Genomic DNA, 19,062 nt, shown 5'->3' with positions numbered 1-19,062 from the left:
GGGGGGTGCGTAGACACAGCGTAGCGACAGGTCAACGTCAGATCACGGAGCAGCACCGTTACGCTGCCCCTATGAATTCACGGCTGCGATCGGTTGGAGTGCTACTCGCGGGCGGCGTGGGGCAGCGGGTCGGGGCGGGCAGGCCCAAGCAGCTCATCGAGGTCGCCGGGCGGACGATCATCGAGCATTCGCTGGCCGTCTTCGAGCGGGCGCCCGAGATCGACGAGGTCGTGGTGCTGATGACGCCCGGATACGCGGGCCGGGTGCGGGAGATCGTGGCGGCCGGCGGCTACCGCAAGGTGAGCAAGGTCGTGGACGGCGGGGCCACCCGTACGGAGAGCACGTGGCGGGCCCTGCAGGCGCTCGGCGACACCGAGTGCAACGTGTTGCTGCACGACGCCGTACGCCCCCTCCTGGAGCCCCGGATCATCACGGAGTGTGTCCGTGCGCTGGAGACCCACGAGGCCGTCAACGTGGCGATCCCGAGCTCCGACACCATCTTCACGGCCGTCGCTCGCGACGACGGAGAAGTGATCGGCGAGGTGCTCGACCGGTCGCGGCTGCGGCGCAGCCAGACCCCGCAGTGCTTCCGGCTGTCGGTGATCAGGCGGGCGTACGAGCTGGCGATGGCCGATCCCGGCTTCGCCGGCGGCACCGACGACTGCGGCGTGGTGCTGCGCTACCTGCCGGAGGTGCCGATCCACCTGGTCGCGGGCAGCGAGCGCAACATCAAGGTCACCCATCCCGCCGACCTGCACATCGCGGAGCTGCTGTTCGAGCTGCCCGCGCCGGTGCCGCGCGGCGGCGACGACGCGCTGGCGGGCCAGGTGGTGGCGGTGGTGGGCGACACGGTGATGGGCGGCCTCGTGGCGGACGGCGGCGCGACGGGTGGCGGCGCGGTGCCCGCGAAGACGTGGGGCGGCGCCGTCATACGCATGCTGACCAGGGCCGACGGAGTGCGTGCCGAGGACTACGACTCGGTCGCCAAGGCGCTCGGCGACGTGGGGCCGGTGGACCACGTGGTGTTCGCGGCGGGCCGGGGCCACCGTGGCGGGCTCGCGTCGGCGCGCGGCGAGACCGTCGCCGACGCGGTCGCGGCCGGTCACCTGGGCGCGCTCAACGTGGCGCGTGCCGCCCGGCCGCACGTGCGCCGCAGCCTGCTGTTCCAGGTGCCGCCCGGCTCGGGGGCGCTGCACGCGTCCTGCGCGGCGGCGGTGGCCGCGCTGACCCGGGCACTCGCCCTCGAATGGGCCGCCGATGGCATCCGGGTCAACTGCGTCAATACCGGGGCCTCTCCTGCCCTGGCCGCGCAGACCTCGCTGGACATTCTCATCTCCGACCTATCAGGGCAAGTCATAGACGTGCGCGTTGACGGCGCTTGACCCGCACCTTGTTACCGTGCGTTCGCATGAGGAGACTCATCGTGAGCGCGGCGCTGCTCGGCTGCTACCCCGTCCTGCTGGTCGCGGCTCTGTTGCCGGCGCCCGTGCTGTTCGGGCTGGCCGCCGCGGCGTCGTACGCCGTCGAGTACGCCGCCCCGCGCGCCGCCCGCCCGCTCACCGACGCGCTGGGCAAGGTGCACCTCGGCATCACGCTGCGCTTCGCGGTGCGGGAGACGCTGGCGCTGCTGCTGGTCGCACGCGTGGCGGGCGCCGAAGCGCCGTGGTTCGTGGCGCTGGCGGCCGGGATGCTCGCGATCCACGGCGTACGCGCCCTGCACAGCGGCCTCGCCCTGCGGCTGCGGCAGATGCTCAGCAGGATGCCGGTCACCACCCGCAACCTCGACGTCTCCGCGCTGCGCATCCCCAAGCTGCCGCCCAAGCCGCTGCGTGACGGCCGCAGCCTGCCCTTCCTCTACCTGGACGCCCTGCCGGTGCTCGGCGCCGTCCTGGGGGCCGCCACCGCCACGCTGGGGGCCGCTGCGGCGCTCGCCGCCGGGCTCGCCGGGGCGCTCGCGCTCATCCCGTACGTCCGCCGCGCCGCCCCGCTCACCGACCGCGCCCGCGTCCTGGAGGTCGTCGGCGCGCAGGTCGAGCGGTACGCCCCCGAGGTCATCCTGTACTTCTCCGGCGCCACCGCCGCCGCCTACCAGGCGAAGATGTGGCTGCCCGTGCTCGAACGCATCCGCCGCCGCGCCATCGTCGTCCTGCGCGAGCGCGGCATGGCCGCCCACCTGGAGGACACCAGCCTGCCCATGGTGTGCATCCCCTCGTCCGCCGACCTGATGAGCTTCCGCGCCCTGACCGGCGCGAAGCTCTGCCTGTACGTCTCCAACGTCGGCAGGAACGTCCACATGCTGCGCATCCCCACCCTGCGCAGCGTGTTCCTCAACCACGGCGACAGCGACAAGGAGGCGTCGTTCAACCCGTTCTCGCGCGTGTACGACGAGGTGTGGGTGGCCGGGCCGGCCGGCCGCGACCGCTACCGGCGGGCCAAGGTGGGCGTCAGGGACGAGAACATCCACGAGGTCGGCAGGCCGCAGCTCGAAGGCATCTCGACCAAGGGGCCCGACCTGCCGTACCGGACGGTCCTGTACGCCCCCACCTGGGAGGGCTGGAACGACGACCTCTTCCACACCTCGCTCATCACCATGGGCCCGCGCATCGTGCGCGCGCTGCTCGACCACCAGCCGCCGCTGCGCATCATCTACAAGCCGCATCCGCTCACCGGGCACCGCGACAAGGCCGCCACCCGGGCGCACCGCAAGATCGTCGCCATGATCGAGGCCGCCGAGCTCGCCAAGTCCAAGGCCCGCCACCCCTCCCGCGCCGCCGCAGAACAGCCGCACATCCGCCACCTCATCGTCACCGGGCCGGAACCGCACCTCTACGACTGCTTCAACGAGTGCGACATGCTGATCAGCGACATCTCCAGCGTCGTCGCCGATTTCCTGGCCAGTGAGAAGCCGTACGCCGTCACCAACGTGGCCGGGCTGCCCGAGGCCGCCTTCCACGAGCGGTATCCGAGCACGGAGGCGGGGGTGCTGATCAACTCGGACCTGTCGGGGCTCGCCGAGTTCCTGGACGGCGAGGACACCCTCGCCAGGGCCCGCATCAAGCTCCGCAGCTACCTGTTCGGTCCTGAGTACCCGGACGCGATGACCCGCTTCGACGCCGCCATCGAACGAGTCTTCAACGAGTCCTGACCGCCGCCCGGCCACGCCGGCACGTCCCTTGACGGCCCCCGCCGAACCACCGGCGGGGGCCGTTACGGTCGGGAACGGTCAGCGCTGGGGGCGGGAGAGTTTCTTCGGGCTGGTGAGGAAGCCCCAGCCCCACGAGCAGTGCATGGTGGCGTACACGACCGGCAGCCACAGCCGGGAGCTCAGCGGCAGCCCGCCGCCGGTCAGCACCGACCCGGCCACGATCGCGACCACGTAGCCGCCGGGGATGACGAGCCCGAGGGGGAAGAACGGCGAGACGACCAGCCCGAGCAGCATCGCCAGCACGGCGGCGGGCGGCGCGAGGTAGCGCAGGTTGATCGTGCCCTCGTGCGTACGGGCCACCACGCGACGCCAGCGCCCGTAGTGGAAGTACTGCTTGGCGAGCGCCTTGACGTTGGGCCGCGGCCGGTACGAGACCCGCATGCGCGGCTGGAACCACACGAGCCCGCCGGTCTGGCGGATGCGGTGGTTCATCTCCCAGTCCTGGGCGCGCAGGAAGTGCTCGTCGTAGCCGCCCACCCGGTCGAGCGCCGAGCGGCGGAAGACGCCGAGGTAGACGGTGTCGGCGGGACCGGCGGTGCCGCCCACGTGGAAGGCCGCGGCGCCCACCCCGATCTTCGAGGTCATGGCGCAGGCGACGGCCTTCTCGAAGGGGGTGATGCCCTCGGCGGCCATGATGCCGCCGACGTTGTCCGCGCCGGTCTCGGCCAGCGTCTCGACGGCGACGCGCAGGTAGTCGCGGGGCAGCATGGCGTGCCCGTCGACTCTGGCGACGATGCCGTTGCGCGAGGCGGCGATGGCCGCGTTGAGCGCGTTGGGCGTGCGTCCTGTCGGGTTGGGAACGACCGTCACGCGGCGGTCGGACGCGGCGATGGCGTCGGCGACCTCCTGGGTGCGGTCTTGGGACGGCCCCACGGCGAGGACGACCTCGATCTCGCCGGGGTAGTCCTGGGCGAGCACCTGTTCGACGGCCTCGCGGAGGTGCCGTTCCTCGTTGAGTACCGGCATGATGACGGAGATGGGGGGCCAGCCGCGCGTCTCCGCGGGCGCGTGCGGCGAGTCGGGGAACTGCTTCATGGCGGGGCTCACGCTACTGTACGACCGAGGGAGGAGGGCAATCCAACGCCCGATACTCCGGCGTGAAAAGGGGGACGGGATGGGCGACCCGGGCGAGGAGGACGGCGGTGTGCTCGTGGGCGGCGACGCCTACGGCGGCGTCAGGCTCGCGCCAGTCCGCACCCGGAGGCCGCGCAGGAGCGCGAAGGCCCGCCGCAGAAACCTGATACTCGCCGGTTTCCTGTCCTCCTGCGTGCTGGTCACGACGGGCGTGGTGTGGGCGACGCCGCGGCAGATCGGCACGGTCGACGCGGGGGTGACCGCGCCTTCGTCGAGCGGGGCGGAGAACATCCTGCTGGTCGGCGTGGACAAGCGCGACGATCTCCCCCGCCGGCAGCAGAACCGCCTCAAGCTGGGCCGCGAGTCCGGCCAGCGCACCGACACGATGATGGTCATCCACCTGTCGGAGGACCACAAGAAGGTGACCGTGGTGAGCCTGCCGCGCGACACCTGGGTGACGATCCCCGGCAAGGGCGAGCACAAGATCAACTCGGCGTATCAGTTCGGCGGGCCGAAGCTGGCCAAGCAGACCGTCGAGGCGGCGACCGGGCTGGAGATCAACCGCTACATCGAGGTCAACATCCTGGGCTTCATCGACGTCGTCGACTCGCTCGGCGGCGTCACGGTGTGCACGCCGATCCCGATCAACGACACCAAGATCGACCTCAACCTGCCGGCCGGCACGCACCAGCTCGACGGCGTGCGGGCGCTCGGCTACGCCCGCACCCGCGCGACCGCGCGTTCCGACCTCGACCGCATCGACCGCCAGCAGCAGGTCATCTCGGCGCTGCTCAACCGGGCGCTCAGCGCCGACACGCTGGCCAATCCCGCGAAGCTGGCCTCGTTCGTCAACTCCACGCTGAGCACGGTGAAGGTCGATCCCGACGACGGGCTGCTCGGCCTGGCCACGCAGCTGCGCGACGTGTCGCTGAACGACGTGAAGTTCGCTGAGGTGCCGCTGGCCGACGTCGACTTCAAGACGCCCACGGGCGAGTCGGCGGTGCTGTGGGACAAGGCGGCGGCGCGCGAGCTGTTCGCGAAGATCGACAGGGACGAGGATCCCGGCAAGCCCACCACGTCGGCCTCGCCGAAGCCGTCGGCCAAGCCGTCCGCGCCCGCGCCCGGCGAGATCTCGCTCAAGGTCAAGAACGGCACGCTCATCACGGGGCTCGCGGCCCGTACGAAGGAGGCGCTGGTCGCGTACGGGTTCAAGGTGCCCGGCCAGCCCGGCAACACCAATAAGAAGGACTACAAGCAGACCTTCATCCGGTACGGCGCGGGCTTGGAGGAGTCGGCGAAAGTGGTCGCTCAGGCCATTCCCGGGGCCGAGCTGCGCGAGGCGGATATCGACGGCATCGAGCTGATTCTGGGCACCGATCAGCCGAAAGTGCAGCAACGCAAGTCCAGCGCCACGCCAAGTGCGAAGCCGAGCGTTACACCAAGCACCAAAACGGCAATGCAGAACATATGTAAGAAATAGGTATAACAATCCGGGTGACGGGCAGGTGAGCCCCATGGTGGTCGAGTGCTGGCGAGAGGACCACTGCACGGTTCTCCACGTCGTAGGCGATCTCGACGTCGCCGGAGCGCCCCGGCTCCGCTCCGAACTCGAGCAGGCACTGTCCTCCCCTGGGTCCTCCCCTGGGTCCTCCCCTGGGTCCTCCCCTGGGTCCTCCGATGGGTCGGCCGACGGGTCCGCCGCCGATCCGCCCAGAGTGGTGGTCGATCTGACCGAGGTGCCTTTCTGCGATTCGGTCGGGCTCGGCGTGCTCGTGGCCGCGTACAACATGATCCAGAATGTGCACGGCCGGATGATCCTCGTCGTCGGGCCGGGAATGATCCGCCATCTGCTGACGATCACTCATTTGGACCGCCATTTCGAGACGAGCGAATCCCTCAACGCGGCACGCGCCACGCTCGGCAGCGCCGCCTGATCGTTTCTCCGCCGTACGCCTTCCCTGCCGCGGGAGGCGTACGCCGCCGCGCGAATGTGGAGGCCGTCACGTTGTTCGAGCAGTTCCCCGAGCCCGCGCGATCCCAGCTCGCAGCCGCCTTCGACGAGGGGCGGACGCGGCCTGAGTGGTGTTTCGCGCGGGAACGGGCGCGGCTTGCGTACTGGACGCCCATCCCCGGCTCCGAGCCGATGATCGTCTGGCAGTTCGAGCCGGGCCCCGACCCCGGCACCGCCGCCGAGCTGCTCCGCCACAGCCTGCGCGAGCTGGGCCTGCGCAAGGCCATCCACGACATCACGCTCCCGCCCGGCCTCACGCCCGTCGTCGATCGCGCGGTCGAGCACGAGGCGCTGCTCGCGGCCGGGTTCGTGATGGAGGTGGAGCGGCTGCTGCTGGAGTGGGCGGCGGGCAGCGACCTGCCGGACGAGCCGGGGCGGCTGACGTACCGGGCCGCGCGGCGCATGGACCCCGGCGAGGTGATCCGCCTGCTCGTCCGCATCTCCGAGGGCTCGCTCGACCACGACACCCGGGTCGAGGTGGCCACGTCCGGCGCGGAGGCCGAGGCCCGCTGGATGTACGACGACCTGATGGCCCGCAAGGCCAAGCCCGACTGGTTCGTCATCGGGTACCTCGGCGACTCCCCCGTCGGTCTCGTGGCCCCCGACGACCACTCCATCGCCTACATCGGCGTCGTCCCCGAGCATCGCGGCCACGGCTACGTCAACGACCTGCTCGCCCACGGCACCCGCACGCTCGCCGCCGAAGGGCTGCGCCGCATCGTCGCCGCCACCGACGTCGCGAACGCCCCGACCGCCGCCGCGTTCCGCCGTGCTGGATACTCGGAGGTCGGCCGGCTGTTCCGCTACTACTGGAGGACATCGTGAGACTCGGGGTCATGTACGACAGGGACCTTCCGCCCGAGCAGCTCGTCCCGTTCGCGCGAGCGCTCGACGAGACGTCCGTACACGACCTGTGGGTCGTCGAGGACCTCGGCTGGACCGGCGGCATCTCGGCGGCGGCCACCGCGCTCGCCGCCACCTCCCGGCTGCGCGTCGGCATCGGCATCACGCCCGCGCCGCTGCGCAATCCGGCGCTGCTGGCCATGGAGCTGGGCAACCTCGCCCGGCTGCACCCCGGGCGGCTGGCCGCGGGCATCGGCCACGGCGTGGGCGACTGGATGCGCCAGGTGGGCGCGGCCGTCCCGTCGCCGCTCTCCCTCCTTGATGAGACCATCACGTCCGTACGCGCGCTGCTGCGCGGCGAGCGCGTCACCCTCGACGGCAAGGAGGTGCACCTGGACGGGGTGTCGCTGGTGCACCCGCCGATCGTCGTGCCGCCCGTGCTCGCCGGCGTGAAGGGACCGCGCTCGCTCGCTCTGTCGGGACGGGTGGCCGACGGCACGATCCTGCCCGAGGGCATCGCGCCCGCCGACCTGCCCGGGTACGTCTCGCGCATCGGCGGCGGTCCCGGACACGAGCTGGTCGTGTTCGCTTACCTGGGGCTCGGCGGCGAGACCGAGGCGACCCGCGCGGCCGTGGCGGGGCAGGCCGGGTTCCTGGGGGTGGCGCCTGAGCAGGTGGCGGTCGCCGGGGGCACACCTGCGGAGGCGGCGGCGCACGTCAAGCAGTTGTGGGCCGCCGGTGCCGCCACGGTGGCGGTCCGGCCGCTTGGGGCTGATCCGTTGGGGCAGGTGAAGGCGCTGCTAACGGCGCTCTGAGCAGGGGGCGGCTCGCCCGGCCCTTTCCTGTCGGCCCTGTCCACCCCTGCCTGGCTCGCCCGGATGGTCCGCCTTTGGGGGTTCGTGGGATCGTCGGCGGCACCCCGAGCCGGGACCCGCCACGGGACCGGCCGAAAGACCGATGCCTTGGGCGGTGCGTTCGTCCGGACGGCCGATGGCCGGGCCGCCCCGCTCGGCCAGCATCGTGGAGCATGAGGAAGATCGCGGCACTTGCGGCATGTACGACGCTCCTCGCGGCGGCCACCGCCGGTTGCAGCCTGAACGCCCAGGAGGTCCACGCCTCCCAGGCGTTCCCCCACACGGGCGACAGCCTGAAGATCGACGTGTCCATGGGCGGCGTCCGCGTGCTCCCCGGCTCGTACGGCACCGTCCAGGTCGAACGGTGGCTGCGCGGCAAGGCGGCCACCGACGACCCCTCGTGGTCCCTGCACGACGGCACCCTGCGGCTCAGCGCCGACTGCACCATGGTCTTCGGCGACTGCGGCGCCCGCTACCACGTCAAGGTCCCGCCCGGCGTCCGGCTCTCTGTCGAAGCGGACGACGGCGTCATACTCAACGGCCTTACCCAGGACATCGACGCGGTCAGCCGCGAACGCATCCAGGTCACCCGCGCCTCCGGGCGGCTGCGGCTGCGCGCCGACGGCCCCGTGCAGGGCATCAACCTCACGTCGCGGGACGTACGCGTCCGCACCGACTACGGCGGCATCGACCTCGCCTTCACCGCGCGGCCCGGCAAGCTCGACCTGGAGTCGAACGACGGGCCGGTGACGGCGCGGGTGCCATCGGGCACGTACGCCGTCACCGCCGTCACCGAGACCGGGCGGCGGCGGACGGAGGTCGAGCACGACCGCAAGGCCGACGCCAGGATCGTGGCCCGCAGCGACACGGGCGACGTCCGCATCCTGAAGAAGTGACCGCGTCCACGGGAATGCGGTCACCTGCGCGGCCTGCCTTGGGAGCGCGGTCACCTGCAGGCGGGCACCTGCAGAAGGCCCTGCGCCTTGCGGAAGGCGACCGCCCACAGAAGCCCCTGCACCTTCGGAAAGCGACCACCCGCGGAACGCCCTCAGCCGACGCGCTCGAAGGGGGTCGGGGACTGGCCGGTCCAGCGGTAGAGGCGGGCGATGCCGGTGTGCTTGGAAACGCCGTCCTCGGTGCTCGTGCCCGCCTCGGCCGCGTAGAACAGCCCGCGCCCGAGCGAGATCAGCCCGTACTCACCGTTGAACCGCCAGCCCCGCACCCCCGTGGCCGGGTCCTGGAGGCCGCCCTTGGCCAGCGTGAGCAGCTTGCCGCGCTCCGGCTGCGGCTGGCCGGCGATCTCGCCCGTCCTCGGCCGGGCGCGGCCGTCCACGATGAAGAACGGGTAGTTGGGGAACTGCGGCTTCGAGCCCTGGTAGACGGCGAGCATCCAGTCGCCGGTGTGCTCGTCGTATTCGAGGTTCTGGACGCCGTACCTGGTGTTGCCGGTGTAGGCGAAGTACTTACCGTCCACACGCTCGGGGCCGCTCTTGTGCGGGGCGCTCTCAGTGAGCGGGCGCTCGTACTTCTTCCAGTGGCGGATGTCGTACTGAAGCAGGACCTGGTGGTCGTTGTCCTGGCGGCCGGTGTTGGCGTACACGCCGTACGCGACGGTGAGCCGCCGCGGGCCGCCCTTCTTGCCGAACGCGGGGCCGAAGGCGACGCCGTCGATGCCGCTGCAGCCGTAGCGGTGATCGGGCGTGTCGGCCACGTTGCCGTCGAAGACGCCGTCACCGTTCATGTCGGCGGTGTAGTCCTTCACGACCTCCTTGAGGTAGACCGTGCTGACCACGTCGTCGGTCTGGGCGTCCATGCCGGGGCGGTTGATGCGGTCGACGTCGAAGATCGCGATGTAGAACGACTCCTGCTCCTTGTATTCGAGCGAGCCGTACACGCGGCCGTCCTGGGTGTTGAAGTCGAGGTCGCCCAGGTGGCCGGTGAAGCCGGTGACGGAGCCGACGAGGTTGCCGTCCAGGTCGGTCTTGACGAGCGCGTTCGTGAAGGAGAAGTACATGTACCCCTTCCGCTCGTCGAGAGCCATGCCCTGAACGTGCCCCTCCGTCCACGCGCCGCCGGAGATCTCCAGCGGGAGGCGCTGCGGGCGGCGGGCGGCCGCGTCGACGCCGGACGTCTCGGTGCCGGGGGCGGCGAGTGCGGGGGCCGGGGCCGCCAGAAGGGTGAGAGCGGAGGTCGTGGCGAGGGTGAGCGTGAGGGCTTTGCGCATGGTGCGGTACTCGCTTCATTGATCGTGGATCAAGGCGGATATGACCGTATGCCGCCCAGGTGACACCGTTTGACCGCGAACTGAACGCAGGGCAAAACCCTTACAAACCGCACGCACACCCTGAAACAGGACATTGCCCGGCTCCTCAGGAGGCGGCGACCAGCTCCACCTCGAACCCGTCCTCGTTCTCCAAGTACGCCGCGTAGTGGGTGTCACCGCCCGCGTACGGATGCCGGTCGGGGAACATCAGCGTCCACCCGTACGCGACCGCCTCCTTCACCAGCTCGTCCACCCGCTCGCGGCTCCCGGCGTGGAAGGCCAGGTGGTTGAGCCCCGGCCGCAGCCGCTCGTGCCGGTCGGACGTCAGCGCCGGCGACTGCTCGACCACCACGTACGTCTCCCCCCGCCGCCAGCTCCGCCCGTCGGGCCAGTCCTGGAAGGTCGCGTACCCGAGCGCTTCGAGCAACCACCCCCAGCTCTTGACGGCCCGCCCCAGGTCGGGAACCCAGATCTCGATGTGATGCACCGCACCGGCAACGCCCTCATCGGCCATGCCGCCGACCCTACGCCGCCCGACCGACAAGATCGCCGCACCTGCGTAGCATGTGCGCATGTTAGGGCTATTGATCTTGGTCGCTCCGCCGGCGACCCTGGCGCTGGCCGCGGTTCCGTTCGCGGCCCGATCGGCTCCGGCGCGCCGGCCGTACCGGCTGCGTAGAGCGCGTGTGCTGCGCGGGACGATCATCACGGCGCCGGGCTGGCTGTCCTGGCGGGCAGCGTGTGGGCCACGCGGTGGGGCGTCTACCACGACGACGGCAGCTCAGCGATGTGGTTCCTGGTGTCTCTCTTCGGCGGCGTGCTGCTCTTATGGGGAGCGGCCCACTTCGTCCCTTGGATGCTCGCGGCCCTCGACCGCCGCAGCACCCGCTTTCCGCGAGCCCTCCGCCTGGCGACCCGCAGACTGGGCGGAGGGCTCGCCCGTACGTCGGCGGGCGCGGCGTCCGGCATGATCGTCATCGCCACCACCACGCCCCTGCTGATCCTCGGCCCCACCATGCAGGCCCAGAATGAGGGGCGCTATCGGCCGCTGGCCCGCGCCGGCGCCGCGGTCATCGGGGCCGACACCGCAACGGAGCCGGCCACCGTACGGTCGATCATCGACCAGGAGCTACCCGGCGTACCGCTCCTGACCGCCGGCATCCGCACCCTCTCCCCCTCCTTCAACGCCTTCGACGGAACGGAACTCGTGGGCGAGACGTACGTCGGCGGCCAAGCCCTGCTCCGCCACCTCACCGGAAACCCGGACATCCCCTACGACCCCGCCACCGCCGTCCTGGTGTCGGCCGACATCGAACAGCAGGGCTACATCCCGATCCACTACACACTGTCCGGCATCGACTCGGTCACATACCTCCCCGTCATCTCCGTACCGCCGCCCGAGCCCGATTGGGAGGCGCTGTTCGTGCCGGAGGAAGCGGCGCGCACGCTCGGTGTCACGGTGACACCCGACCGGTTCATCATCGACCCCGCCCATCACCAGGTCTCGATCCCCGAGGAGGAACGCCTCGCGCGGCGCCTGCTCGTAATCGGGTTCGTGCACGTCGAACGCGGGTTCCAGCCCACGACCGCCTGGTACGTGGTCGCGGCCCTGCCCTTGCTCGCCGTGGCCGCCGTGGTGCGGGCATCCCGGTCGTTCGCGGCCTACCGCGTCCTGCGTAGGCTCAGCGCGGGCTCGTCCCTGACCCTGCGCCTCCTCACCGCCGCCCGCGCCTTGACCGCCTCGCTCTGCTCTACCGCGCTCGGCGGCCTTATAGGCATCGGTGTCGGTCTGTGCGTGCTCCGGGCGAAGAACGCCTACTCCTTGGAGCCCGCCCCGCTACCCTCCTTCTCCCCGTGGCCTGCCGTGACCGCGCTCCTTGCGGGGCTCCCTGTGCTCACCGCCCTGGCCGCCGCCCTCCTGCCGCCGTCCTGGCTCACCGGCCGCGGCACCGCGCGCTGAAGCGGATTCCAGATATCGGGTGGATCATCACCATGGCTCCCATTGCGGGCGAGTGGAAGTGGCGGGCCCGGCTGTCATGGCTGTCGTCCGTTCTCCTGCCCGGCGCCGACTGAGACGTCGAGGCCCACCCGCGGTTCTCGGGCTGGGCGGCCGAGCGCGGGCTGCTGCACGAGTGGTGACTCACCTCAATGCCTCAGCCTCTTCCCACCGGCCCAAATCATTCAGCACGCTCGCCAGTCTGCTTCGGCTGGCCAGCGTGTCAGGATGCTCCTCACCCCAGCACTCGACGCCGCGCTTCAAGCACCGCCCGATGCCCGGCCTCTGCTTCTTCCAAGCGCCCTAGGTTTCCCAGCACGCTCGCCAGATTGCCCCGGCTGGTCAGTGTGTCCGGGTGCTCCTCACCGAACACTGGGCGCCGTACTTCCAGCACCGCTCGAAGCTCAGTTTCCGCCTCGTCCAACCGTCCCAAGCCGAACAGCAGGAACGCCAGGGTTTCCACATGTGGGCTCAGCATTCGCCGCCGCATTCGACGCTCAGCCACAGGAAGGTCCGCCGAAGCAGCCCAGGCGTCGGCCAGCCAGGTCAGCGCAAGCTCCGGCGCGGAGTCTCCCTCATCGGTCCTCGTCTCATCCTTGGCAGCGACGACATCCTGGATGAGCCGGTGCACGGAGACGGTGTCCTCGGTCAGAGTGACGAGGCTGTAGGAGTTCAGAAGCCGTAGCGCGTCTAGCACCTGGAGCCGAGCGCCGTCGGCGCCCAGGATGTCGCGGGGGATGTCGTCTGGGGCATAACAGGCCAGTATCCGCAGCAGACGCACCGCGTAAGGGTTGCGTTCGCCAATGGTCTCCAGATGTACGTGCCAGAGCCGGGCGATGGTGCGTTCGGCGTCCTCGGCCTCCGGGGAGGCGGCGTACATGTGCGCGGGATGGGCCGTCAGCAGATCGAGGTATTCATGGGCGCTGATCTGGGCCTCACGGATAGCCAGTCCACCGCTCCGTTGCCGAGCCCATGGTCTGCGGCGAACTCCTCCGCCCACACCTGGAACGCCTCGTCCAGGTTCACGAGCGTGTTGTCGAGATCGAAGAGGGCGAGGCGCTGCATGACCCGATCGTATGGACGCGAGGCGTCTCCGTGCGCTCTGCTCCGTGTCTCACGGAACAGCCACGGAACAGCGCCCGTTGAGCGCCGGACTCGGGTGCCGGCGGACCCCGGCTCTCCGCTGTCAAGAACCGGGGTTTCCGCTGCTCAGAGCCCTACTTGAGGAGCTGGCGGGCCATCACCATGCGCTGGATCTGGTTGGTGCCCTCGTAGATTTGCGTGATCTTGGCGTCGCGCATCATGCGCTCGACCGGGAAGTCCTTCGTGTACCCGTATCCACCCAGGAGCTGGACCGCGTCGGTGGTGATCTCCATGGCGGCGTCCGAGGCGAGGCACTTGGCGGCGCTCGACAGGTACGTGAGGTCCTTCTGCGGCTCGCCGTTCATGGCGCGTTCGGACTTGGCCGCCGCGTGGTACGTGAGCTGCCGGGCCGCCTCCAGTTTCATGCCCATGTCGGCGATCATGAACTGGAGCCCCTGGAAGTCGGCGATGGGCCGGCCGAACTGCTTGCGCTCCTTGACGTACCCGATCGCGAAGTCGAGCGCGCCCTGGGCGATGCCGATGGCCTGGGCGGCGATGGTGATGCGGGTGTGGTCGAGGGTGGCGAGGGCGGTCTTGAAGCCGGTGCCCGGCTCGCCGATCATGCGGTCGGCCGGGATGCGGACGTTGTCCAGGATGACCTGGCGGGTGGGCGAGCCCTTGATGCCGAGCTTCTTCTCCTTGGGCCCGAAGGACACGCCTTCGTCCGACTTCTCCACGACGAAGGCGGAGATGCCGCGCGCGCCGGCCGACGGGTCGGTGACGGCCATGACGGTGTAGTACTCGCTCACGCCGGCGTTGGTGATCCACATCTTGGTGCCGTTGAGCACGTACGAGTCCCCGTCGCGGACGGCCCGCGTCTTCATGGACGCCGCGTCGGAGCCCGCCTCAGGTTCCGACAGCGCGTACGAGAACATCGCCTCCCCGCGCGCCACCGGCGGCAGGTAGCGGGACTTGAGCTCCTCGGAGGCCGACAGCAGCAGCGGCACGGTGCCGAGCTTGTTGACGGCCGGGATCAGGGACGACGACGCGCAGGCGCGGGCCACCTCCTCGATGACGATCACCGTGGCGAGCGCGTCGGCCCCGGCGCCGCCGTACTGCTCCGGCACGTGCACCGCGTGCAGCTCCGCCGCCACGAGCGCCTTATAGACGTCCCAGGAGAACTCCTCGGTCTCGTCGATCTCGGCGGCGTGCGGCGCGATCTTCTCGTCGGCCAGGGCCCGTACGGTCTCCCTGAGCATGTCGTGCTCTTCGGCGGGCGCGTAAAGAGGGAAGCTCATGCTTCAGATACTAGGACGTCCGACCATCTTGTTACCAGCTAGTACGGTTTGCGAAGATGCGCAGGTGGCACGTACGAGGTAGCGAGGCCCCGGTAGCATGCCTGCCTGCGCGATCGAAAGGAGCCCACTCGTGCCATACCGCCTCACGGTGATCGGGACCGGCTACCTCGGAATCACCCATGCGGCGTGCATGGCTGATCTCGGGTTCGAGGTCCTCGGCCTCGACGTCGACGCCGACAAGATCCGACGTCTCAACGCCGGTGATCTCCCCATTCACGAACCCGGTCTCGAACCCGTGCTGCGCCGTGGCCTCGAATCAGGACGGCTCCGCTTCACCACCTCGTACGAGGAGGCCGCCGCGTTCGGCGACGTGCACTTCATCTGCGTCGGCACGCCGCAGAAACGCGGCGAGTACGCCGCGGACGTCTCGTACATGGACAGCGCCGTCGAATCCCTCGCCCCGCTGCTCGACCGCGAGTGCCTGGTCGTGGGCAAGTCGACGGTCCCCGTCGGCACCGCCGAGCGCCTGGCCGACAAGCTCGCCCGGCTCGCCCCCGCCGGCGCCCAGGCCGAGCTGGCTTGGAACCCCGAGTTCCTGCGCGAGGGCTTCGCCGTCGAGGACACCCTCCACCCCAACCGCATCGTGCTGGGCGTGCGCAGCGAGCGCGCCGAGAAGATCCTGCGCGAGGTGTACGAGCCGATCGGCGACGTTCCGATCGTGGTGGCCGACTACGCGACGGCCGAGCTGGTCAAGACGGCCGCGAACGCCTTCCTCGCCACCAAGATCTCCTTCATCAACGCCATGGCCGAGGTCTGCGAGGCCGCTCACGCCGACGTGACGCTGCTGTCCGAGGCTTTGTCGTACGACGACCGCATCGGCGGGCGCTATCTCAACGCCGGGCTCGGCTTCGGCGGCGGCTGCCTGCCCAAGGACATCAGGGCCTTCATGGCGCGGGCCGGCGAGCTGGGCGCCGACCAGGCGCTGACGTTCCTGCGCGAGGTGGACGCCATCAACATGCGCCGCCGGGCCCGCATGGTCGACCTGGCCCGCGAGCTGGCCGGAGGCTCCTTTCACGGCTGCACGGTCGGCGTGCTCGGGGCGGCGTTCAAGCCGGACTCCGACGACATCCGCGACTCCCCCGCGCTCGATGTGGCCGTCACGATCGGCGACCAGGGCGGGACGGTCACCGTGTACGACCCCATCGCCCTCGACAACGCCCGCAAGGCGCACCCCGAGCTGAACTACGGCGATTCGGCCATCGAGGCGGTACGCGGGGCGCATGTGGTGCTGCTGCTCACCGAGTGGCAGGAGTTCGTCCGGCTCGATCCCGACGAGCTGGGTGCCGTCGTCGCCGCCCGGCGCATCGTGGACGGGCGCAACGCGCTCAACGCCGAGGCCTGGCGCTCGGCCGGCTGGCACTACCGCGCCCTCGGCCGCCCCTGACCGGCCGGCTGGCACTACCACGCCCTCGGCCGCCCCTGAGCGGCCGTTCCGGCATTCGGGGCTCCGCTGGTCGCGAGCCGGTACGGCTCGTTGAGCCGCTGGTGGAGGGCCGATGCGCGCCCTCCGGGCAGCCGTTCAGGTCAGGTGGCGCACCCACTGCGTGAGCAGCGGGCGGTAGCCCCGTCGTGCCCAGAACGGGGTGGAGAGCGGGTTCGGCAGGGCGTGGTGGAGCAGCACGGACGACACGCCCTCGGCCGCCGCGTGCGCGTGTGCGACCTCGGTCAGCGCCGCCCCGACGCCGCGCCCCCGCGCCGGCGGCTCGACGTACATCACCCCGAGGTACGCCACCGGCGCGTCGTTCACCCACCCCGAGATCCATCGGGCGCGTACGGGCGGCTCGACGATGACGCAACCCACCGGCTCGCCGTCCACCTCGGCCAGCCAGCACCACTCCAGCGGCAGCACCTCGCCCGCCACCGACTCCCTGATCCGGTCGGGGGTGGACGGCCTGGGCGTCACCCAGCCGAACTGGGCGTCGAAGGCGGCCAGGCGTTCGTACATCGCCGAGACCGTGTCAACGTCGCCCTGGCCCGCCGCGCGGATCTTCACCGGTGAGGCGGGCGGGGCGGGCGCGTCGTGCGGGCGCAGGCGGTGGACGGAGACCGCCACGGTGGGGGCGAAGCCGCGTACGGCCAGCGCTCTGACCGGGACGGTGTCGCGGCTCGGCCAGACCACGCTCAGCGCCTGCTCGGGCTCGTCACCGCGCGGCATCTCCAGCCAGCGGTCGAGCAGCGCCCCGAGCGCTTTCTGCGGATCGGGGCCGGACACCCGGGCGCGCAGCCGGTGGACGATGAGCGGTGACCACGCGGCCTGGAGGCTGCCGGGGTCGAGCCGGTCCACGTTGACCAGGCCGACGCCGCCAGGCACCTCAAGCGGCACGTCGTGCTCCCTGACGACCAGCGCGCCCTGGTCGGCCACGAGCGGGTCAACAGCGCGTACGCGGGCCTCGTGGCCCTTGATCGGGTCGTCGTCCATGGCTAGGCACCCTATCCACGGAAAACCCCAGGATAAAAGGCATGCGCCCCTTTAGGACAGCCGGGGGTCGCACCGCCGCCGACCGGCCGGCAACGCCCCACGCCTCCGCCCTGGCACCGCCGAAACGCCCCGTCCGGCGGCCAGAGCAGGCAGCCGTCTCGGGGGCCGCACAGAGCCCACGTAGCGACGGCACGCGGGCGGGGAGGCCGCACGCGGGCGCGGAGACGCCACATCGGCGGGTGAGCCGGGCGAGGGTGAGCGCTGAGTCGCCGCCGGGGAGCCGGACGGCCCGAGCAAGGGACGGCCTACAGGTCGGCGGCCTCGGCGCGGAGGCGCTCGCCCTTCGCGTACGCCTGCTCCTTCAGCTTCCCCTGGAACTCCTCCATCCGCGCCCGCAGCCCCTCGTCAGAAGCGGCGAGGATGCGGACGGCGAGGAGGCCGGCGTTGCGGGCGCCGCCGACGGCGACGGTGGCGACGGGCACTCCGGCCGGCATCTGCACGATCGACAGCAGCGAGTCCATGCCGTCGAGGTACTTCAGCGGCACCGGGACCCCGATGACGGGCAGCGGGGTGACGGAGGCGAGCATGCCGGGGAGGTGGGCGGCGCCGCCGGCGCCGGCGATGATGACCTTGATGCCCCGGGAGGCGGCCTGGCGGCCGTACTCGATCATCTCGAGCGGCATGCGGTGCGCCGAGACCACGTCGGCCTCGAACGGCACGCCGAACTCGGCGACCGCCTCGGCGGCGGCCTTCATGACCGGCCAGTCGGAGTCGCTGCCCATGACGATGGCGACGGTCATGTGTACTCCCCTGTCATGAGGTAGACGGCGGCGTGGCGGGCGCGGGCGCGCACCTTCTCGAGGTTGGAGCCGAGCGCGGTGACGTGGCCGATCTTGCGGCCGGGCCGCACCTCCTTGCCGTAGAAGTGCAGCTTGATGCCGGGGTCGTGGGCGAGCACGTGCTCGTAGCGCTTGAACAGGTCGGGGTCGTCGCCGCCGAGCAGGTTGGCCATGACGACATGCTGGGCGGTCATGCGGGGCGAGCCGAGCGGCAGGTCGAGCACGGCGCGCAGGTGCTGCTCGAACTGCGAGGTGGTGGCGCCCTCGATGGTCCAGTGGCCGCTGTTGTGGGGGCGCATGGCCAGCTCGTTGACCACGATGCCGCGCGCGGTCTCGAACATCTCGACGGCGAGCAGCCCGGTGACGCCCAGCTCGTTGGCGATCTGCAGGCCGATGTGCTGGGCGCGCGCGGCGGCCTCGGGGTCGAGGTCGGGGGCGGGCGCGATGACCTCGACGCAGATGCCGTCGCGCTGGACGGTCTCGACGACGGGGTAGCTGACGCCCTGGCCGTGGGGCGAGCGGGCGACCAGCACGGCCAGCTCGCGCTCGAACGGCACGAACGCCTCGGCCATCAGCTCGACGCCGGTCGCGAACGCCTCGGCGGCCTCTTCCGGCGTGTGGCAGACCCACACGCCGCGCCCGTCGTAGCCACCGCGCACGGCCTTGAGCACGACGGGCCAGCCGTGGGCGCCGGCGAAGTCGGTGACGTCGTCGAGCGAGGCGACGCGCCGCCAGGCCGGGCAGGGCACGCCGATGGCGCTCAGCCGTTCGCGCATGACCGCCTTGTCCTGGGCGTGGACGAGGGCGTCGGCGCCGGGGCGGACGGTGTGGCCGGCGGCGATCAGGGCCTTGATGTGCTCGGTGGGCACGTGCTCGTGGTCGAACGTGACGACGTCGCACCCCTGGGCGAACTCGCGGAGCACATCAAGATCGCGATAGTCTCCGAGGCGCGTGTCGACGATGACCCTGGCCGCGCTCTCGTCCGGAGTGTTGGCCAGCACCCGCAACTCGACGCCGAGCGCGATGGCGGGCGGCTGCGACATCCTGGCGAGCTGGCCCGCGCCGACGATGCCGACGACCGGTCCGATGGGGCTGATGGCACTCACGCCAGGTGAGC

At 70.9% G+C, this 19,062-nt stretch carries 18 protein-coding genes; 9 read left to right on the top strand and 9 right to left on the bottom strand.

Annotated features, from left to right (window positions below; translation table 11 throughout):
• The first annotated feature begins 71 nt into the window (after window positions 1–71).
• Both AB0K67_RS16820 and AB0K67_RS16815 read left to right on the top strand, forming a co-directional pair.
• On the top strand, window positions 72–1,382 hold the full coding sequence (locus AB0K67_RS16820; RefSeq protein WP_364060066.1) for a bifunctional cytidylyltransferase/SDR family oxidoreductase: 1,311 nt from the start codon (window positions 72–74) through the stop codon (window positions 1,380–1,382).
• Between the two features lie 26 nt (window positions 1,383–1,408).
• Complete coding sequence (locus AB0K67_RS16815; RefSeq protein WP_364060063.1) at window positions 1,409–3,145, top strand: CDP-glycerol glycerophosphotransferase family protein; 1,737 nt, start codon at window positions 1,409–1,411, stop codon at window positions 3,143–3,145.
• Between the two features lie 78 nt (window positions 3,146–3,223).
• Here the strand turns inward: AB0K67_RS16815 and AB0K67_RS16810 are convergent, their stop codons facing one another.
• Window positions 3,224–4,240 (bottom strand): glycosyltransferase family 2 protein, encoded by a 1,017-nt coding sequence (locus AB0K67_RS16810; protein ID WP_364060060.1) that lies wholly within the window; start codon window positions 4,238–4,240, stop codon window positions 3,224–3,226.
• Between the two features lie 79 nt (window positions 4,241–4,319).
• Here AB0K67_RS16810 and AB0K67_RS16805 point away from each other — a divergent pair, with 79 nt between their 5' ends.
• From AB0K67_RS16805 to AB0K67_RS16785, 5 genes are all read left to right on the top strand, one after another.
• Window positions 4,320–5,759, top strand: coding sequence for an LCP family protein (locus AB0K67_RS16805; RefSeq protein WP_364060057.1), 1,440 nt, complete (start codon window positions 4,320–4,322; stop codon window positions 5,757–5,759).
• A 34-nt stretch (window positions 5,760–5,793) separates the two neighbouring features.
• Window positions 5,794–6,213, top strand: a complete 420-nt coding sequence (locus tag AB0K67_RS16800; RefSeq protein WP_364060054.1) for an STAS domain-containing protein — start codon at window positions 5,794–5,796, stop codon at window positions 6,211–6,213.
• A 71-nt stretch (window positions 6,214–6,284) separates the two neighbouring features.
• On the top strand, window positions 6,285–7,115 hold the full coding sequence (locus tag AB0K67_RS16795) for a GNAT family N-acetyltransferase (protein ID WP_364060051.1): 831 nt from the start codon (window positions 6,285–6,287) through the stop codon (window positions 7,113–7,115).
• Window positions 7,112–7,948, top strand: coding sequence for an LLM class flavin-dependent oxidoreductase (locus tag AB0K67_RS16790; protein WP_364060048.1), 837 nt, complete (start codon window positions 7,112–7,114; stop codon window positions 7,946–7,948). The genes AB0K67_RS16795 and AB0K67_RS16790 overlap by 4 nt, the downstream gene beginning before the upstream one ends.
• A gap of 212 nt (window positions 7,949–8,160) precedes the next feature.
• Window positions 8,161–8,883, top strand: a complete 723-nt coding sequence (locus tag AB0K67_RS16785) for a hypothetical protein (protein ID WP_364060045.1) — start codon at window positions 8,161–8,163, stop codon at window positions 8,881–8,883.
• A 152-nt stretch (window positions 8,884–9,035) separates the two neighbouring features.
• On the opposite strand, the gene AB0K67_RS16780 is transcribed toward AB0K67_RS16785, so the two are convergent.
• Both AB0K67_RS16780 and AB0K67_RS16775 read right to left on the bottom strand, forming a co-directional pair.
• Window positions 9,036–10,211 carry a hypothetical protein gene (locus tag AB0K67_RS16780; protein ID WP_364060042.1) on the bottom strand — a complete coding sequence of 392 codons (1,176 nt, stop codon included), beginning with the start codon at window positions 10,209–10,211 and terminating at the stop codon, window positions 9,036–9,038.
• A 145-nt stretch (window positions 10,212–10,356) separates the two neighbouring features.
• Window positions 10,357–10,764, bottom strand: coding sequence for a VOC family protein (locus tag AB0K67_RS16775; protein WP_364060039.1), 408 nt, complete (start codon window positions 10,762–10,764; stop codon window positions 10,357–10,359).
• Between the two features lie 225 nt (window positions 10,765–10,989).
• Here AB0K67_RS16775 and AB0K67_RS16770 point away from each other — a divergent pair, with 225 nt between their 5' ends.
• On the top strand, window positions 10,990–12,210 hold the full coding sequence (locus AB0K67_RS16770) for a hypothetical protein (protein ID WP_364060036.1): 1,221 nt from the start codon (window positions 10,990–10,992) through the stop codon (window positions 12,208–12,210).
• Window positions 12,211–12,481: 271 nt separating this feature from the next.
• Here AB0K67_RS16770 and AB0K67_RS16765 read toward each other — a convergent pair whose 3' ends face one another.
• From AB0K67_RS16765 to AB0K67_RS16755, 3 genes are all read right to left on the bottom strand, one after another.
• Window positions 12,482–13,126 (bottom strand): tetratricopeptide repeat protein, encoded by a 645-nt coding sequence (locus AB0K67_RS16765; protein ID WP_364060033.1) that lies wholly within the window; start codon window positions 13,124–13,126, stop codon window positions 12,482–12,484.
• Between the two features lie 17 nt (window positions 13,127–13,143).
• A complete protein-coding gene (locus AB0K67_RS16760) occupies window positions 13,144–13,311 on the bottom strand; it encodes a hypothetical protein (protein WP_364060030.1) in 168 nt (55 codons plus the stop codon).
• Window positions 13,312–13,463: 152 nt separating this feature from the next.
• Window positions 13,464–14,627 (bottom strand): acyl-CoA dehydrogenase, encoded by a 1,164-nt coding sequence (locus tag AB0K67_RS16755; RefSeq protein WP_364060027.1) that lies wholly within the window; start codon window positions 14,625–14,627, stop codon window positions 13,464–13,466.
• Window positions 14,628–14,757: 130 nt separating this feature from the next.
• Here AB0K67_RS16755 and AB0K67_RS16750 point away from each other — a divergent pair, with 130 nt between their 5' ends.
• Window positions 14,758–16,071 (top strand): UDP-glucose/GDP-mannose dehydrogenase family protein, encoded by a 1,314-nt coding sequence (locus tag AB0K67_RS16750; RefSeq protein WP_364060024.1) that lies wholly within the window; start codon window positions 14,758–14,760, stop codon window positions 16,069–16,071.
• Between the two features lie 135 nt (window positions 16,072–16,206).
• On the opposite strand, the gene AB0K67_RS16745 is transcribed toward AB0K67_RS16750, so the two are convergent.
• The 3 genes from AB0K67_RS16745 to AB0K67_RS16735 form a co-directional block, all read right to left on the bottom strand.
• Window positions 16,207–17,106, bottom strand: a complete 900-nt coding sequence (locus AB0K67_RS16745; RefSeq protein WP_364060021.1) for a GNAT family N-acetyltransferase — start codon at window positions 17,104–17,106, stop codon at window positions 16,207–16,209.
• A 305-nt stretch (window positions 17,107–17,411) separates the two neighbouring features.
• Window positions 17,412–17,906 (bottom strand): 5-(carboxyamino)imidazole ribonucleotide mutase, encoded by a 495-nt coding sequence (purE, locus tag AB0K67_RS16740; protein WP_364060018.1) that lies wholly within the window; start codon window positions 17,904–17,906, stop codon window positions 17,412–17,414.
• A complete protein-coding gene (locus AB0K67_RS16735) occupies window positions 17,903–19,051 on the bottom strand; it encodes a 5-(carboxyamino)imidazole ribonucleotide synthase (RefSeq protein WP_364060015.1) in 1,149 nt (382 codons plus the stop codon). Before AB0K67_RS16735 ends, purE begins: the two co-directional genes overlap by 4 nt.
• Window positions 19,052–19,062 lie beyond the last annotated feature (11 nt).

The sequence above is a fragment of the Nonomuraea sp. NPDC052634 genome (assembly GCF_040678535.1).
Taxonomy (GTDB): domain Bacteria; phylum Actinomycetota; class Actinomycetes; order Streptosporangiales; family Streptosporangiaceae; genus Nonomuraea; species Nonomuraea fastidiosa.
This window is presented reverse-complemented; position numbering and strand designations above follow the sequence as displayed.

What these genes read in the sequence shown, in the direction of transcription:
- AB0K67_RS16765 (WP_364060033.1), bottom strand. Translation starts at nt 13,126, where the DNA reads ATGTACGCCGCCTCCCCGGAGGCCGAGGACGCCGAACGCACCATCGCC.
- AB0K67_RS16785 (WP_364060045.1), top strand. Translation starts at nt 8,161, where the DNA reads ATGAGGAAGATCGCGGCACTTGCGGCATGTACGACGCTCCTCGCGGCG.
- AB0K67_RS16805 (WP_364060057.1), top strand. Translation starts at nt 4,320, where the DNA reads ATGGGCGACCCGGGCGAGGAGGACGGCGGTGTGCTCGTGGGCGGCGAC.
- AB0K67_RS16820 (WP_364060066.1), top strand. Translation starts at nt 72, where the DNA reads ATGAATTCACGGCTGCGATCGGTTGGAGTGCTACTCGCGGGCGGCGTG.
- AB0K67_RS16810 (WP_364060060.1), bottom strand. Translation starts at nt 4,240, where the DNA reads ATGAAGCAGTTCCCCGACTCGCCGCACGCGCCCGCGGAGACGCGCGGC.
- AB0K67_RS16815 (WP_364060063.1), top strand. Translation starts at nt 1,409, where the DNA reads ATGAGGAGACTCATCGTGAGCGCGGCGCTGCTCGGCTGCTACCCCGTC.
- AB0K67_RS16755 (WP_364060027.1), bottom strand. Translation starts at nt 14,627, where the DNA reads ATGAGCTTCCCTCTTTACGCGCCCGCCGAAGAGCACGACATGCTCAGG.
- AB0K67_RS16745 (WP_364060021.1), bottom strand. Translation starts at nt 17,106, where the DNA reads ATGGACGACGACCCGATCAAGGGCCACGAGGCCCGCGTACGCGCTGTT.
- purE (WP_364060018.1), bottom strand. Translation starts at nt 17,906, where the DNA reads ATGACCGTCGCCATCGTCATGGGCAGCGACTCCGACTGGCCGGTCATG.
- AB0K67_RS16800 (WP_364060054.1), top strand. Translation starts at nt 5,794, where the DNA reads ATGGTGGTCGAGTGCTGGCGAGAGGACCACTGCACGGTTCTCCACGTC.
- AB0K67_RS16760 (WP_364060030.1), bottom strand. Translation starts at nt 13,311, where the DNA reads ATGCAGCGCCTCGCCCTCTTCGATCTCGACAACACGCTCGTGAACCTG.
- AB0K67_RS16775 (WP_364060039.1), bottom strand. Translation starts at nt 10,764, where the DNA reads ATGGCCGATGAGGGCGTTGCCGGTGCGGTGCATCACATCGAGATCTGG.
- AB0K67_RS16780 (WP_364060042.1), bottom strand. Translation starts at nt 10,211, where the DNA reads ATGCGCAAAGCCCTCACGCTCACCCTCGCCACGACCTCCGCTCTCACC.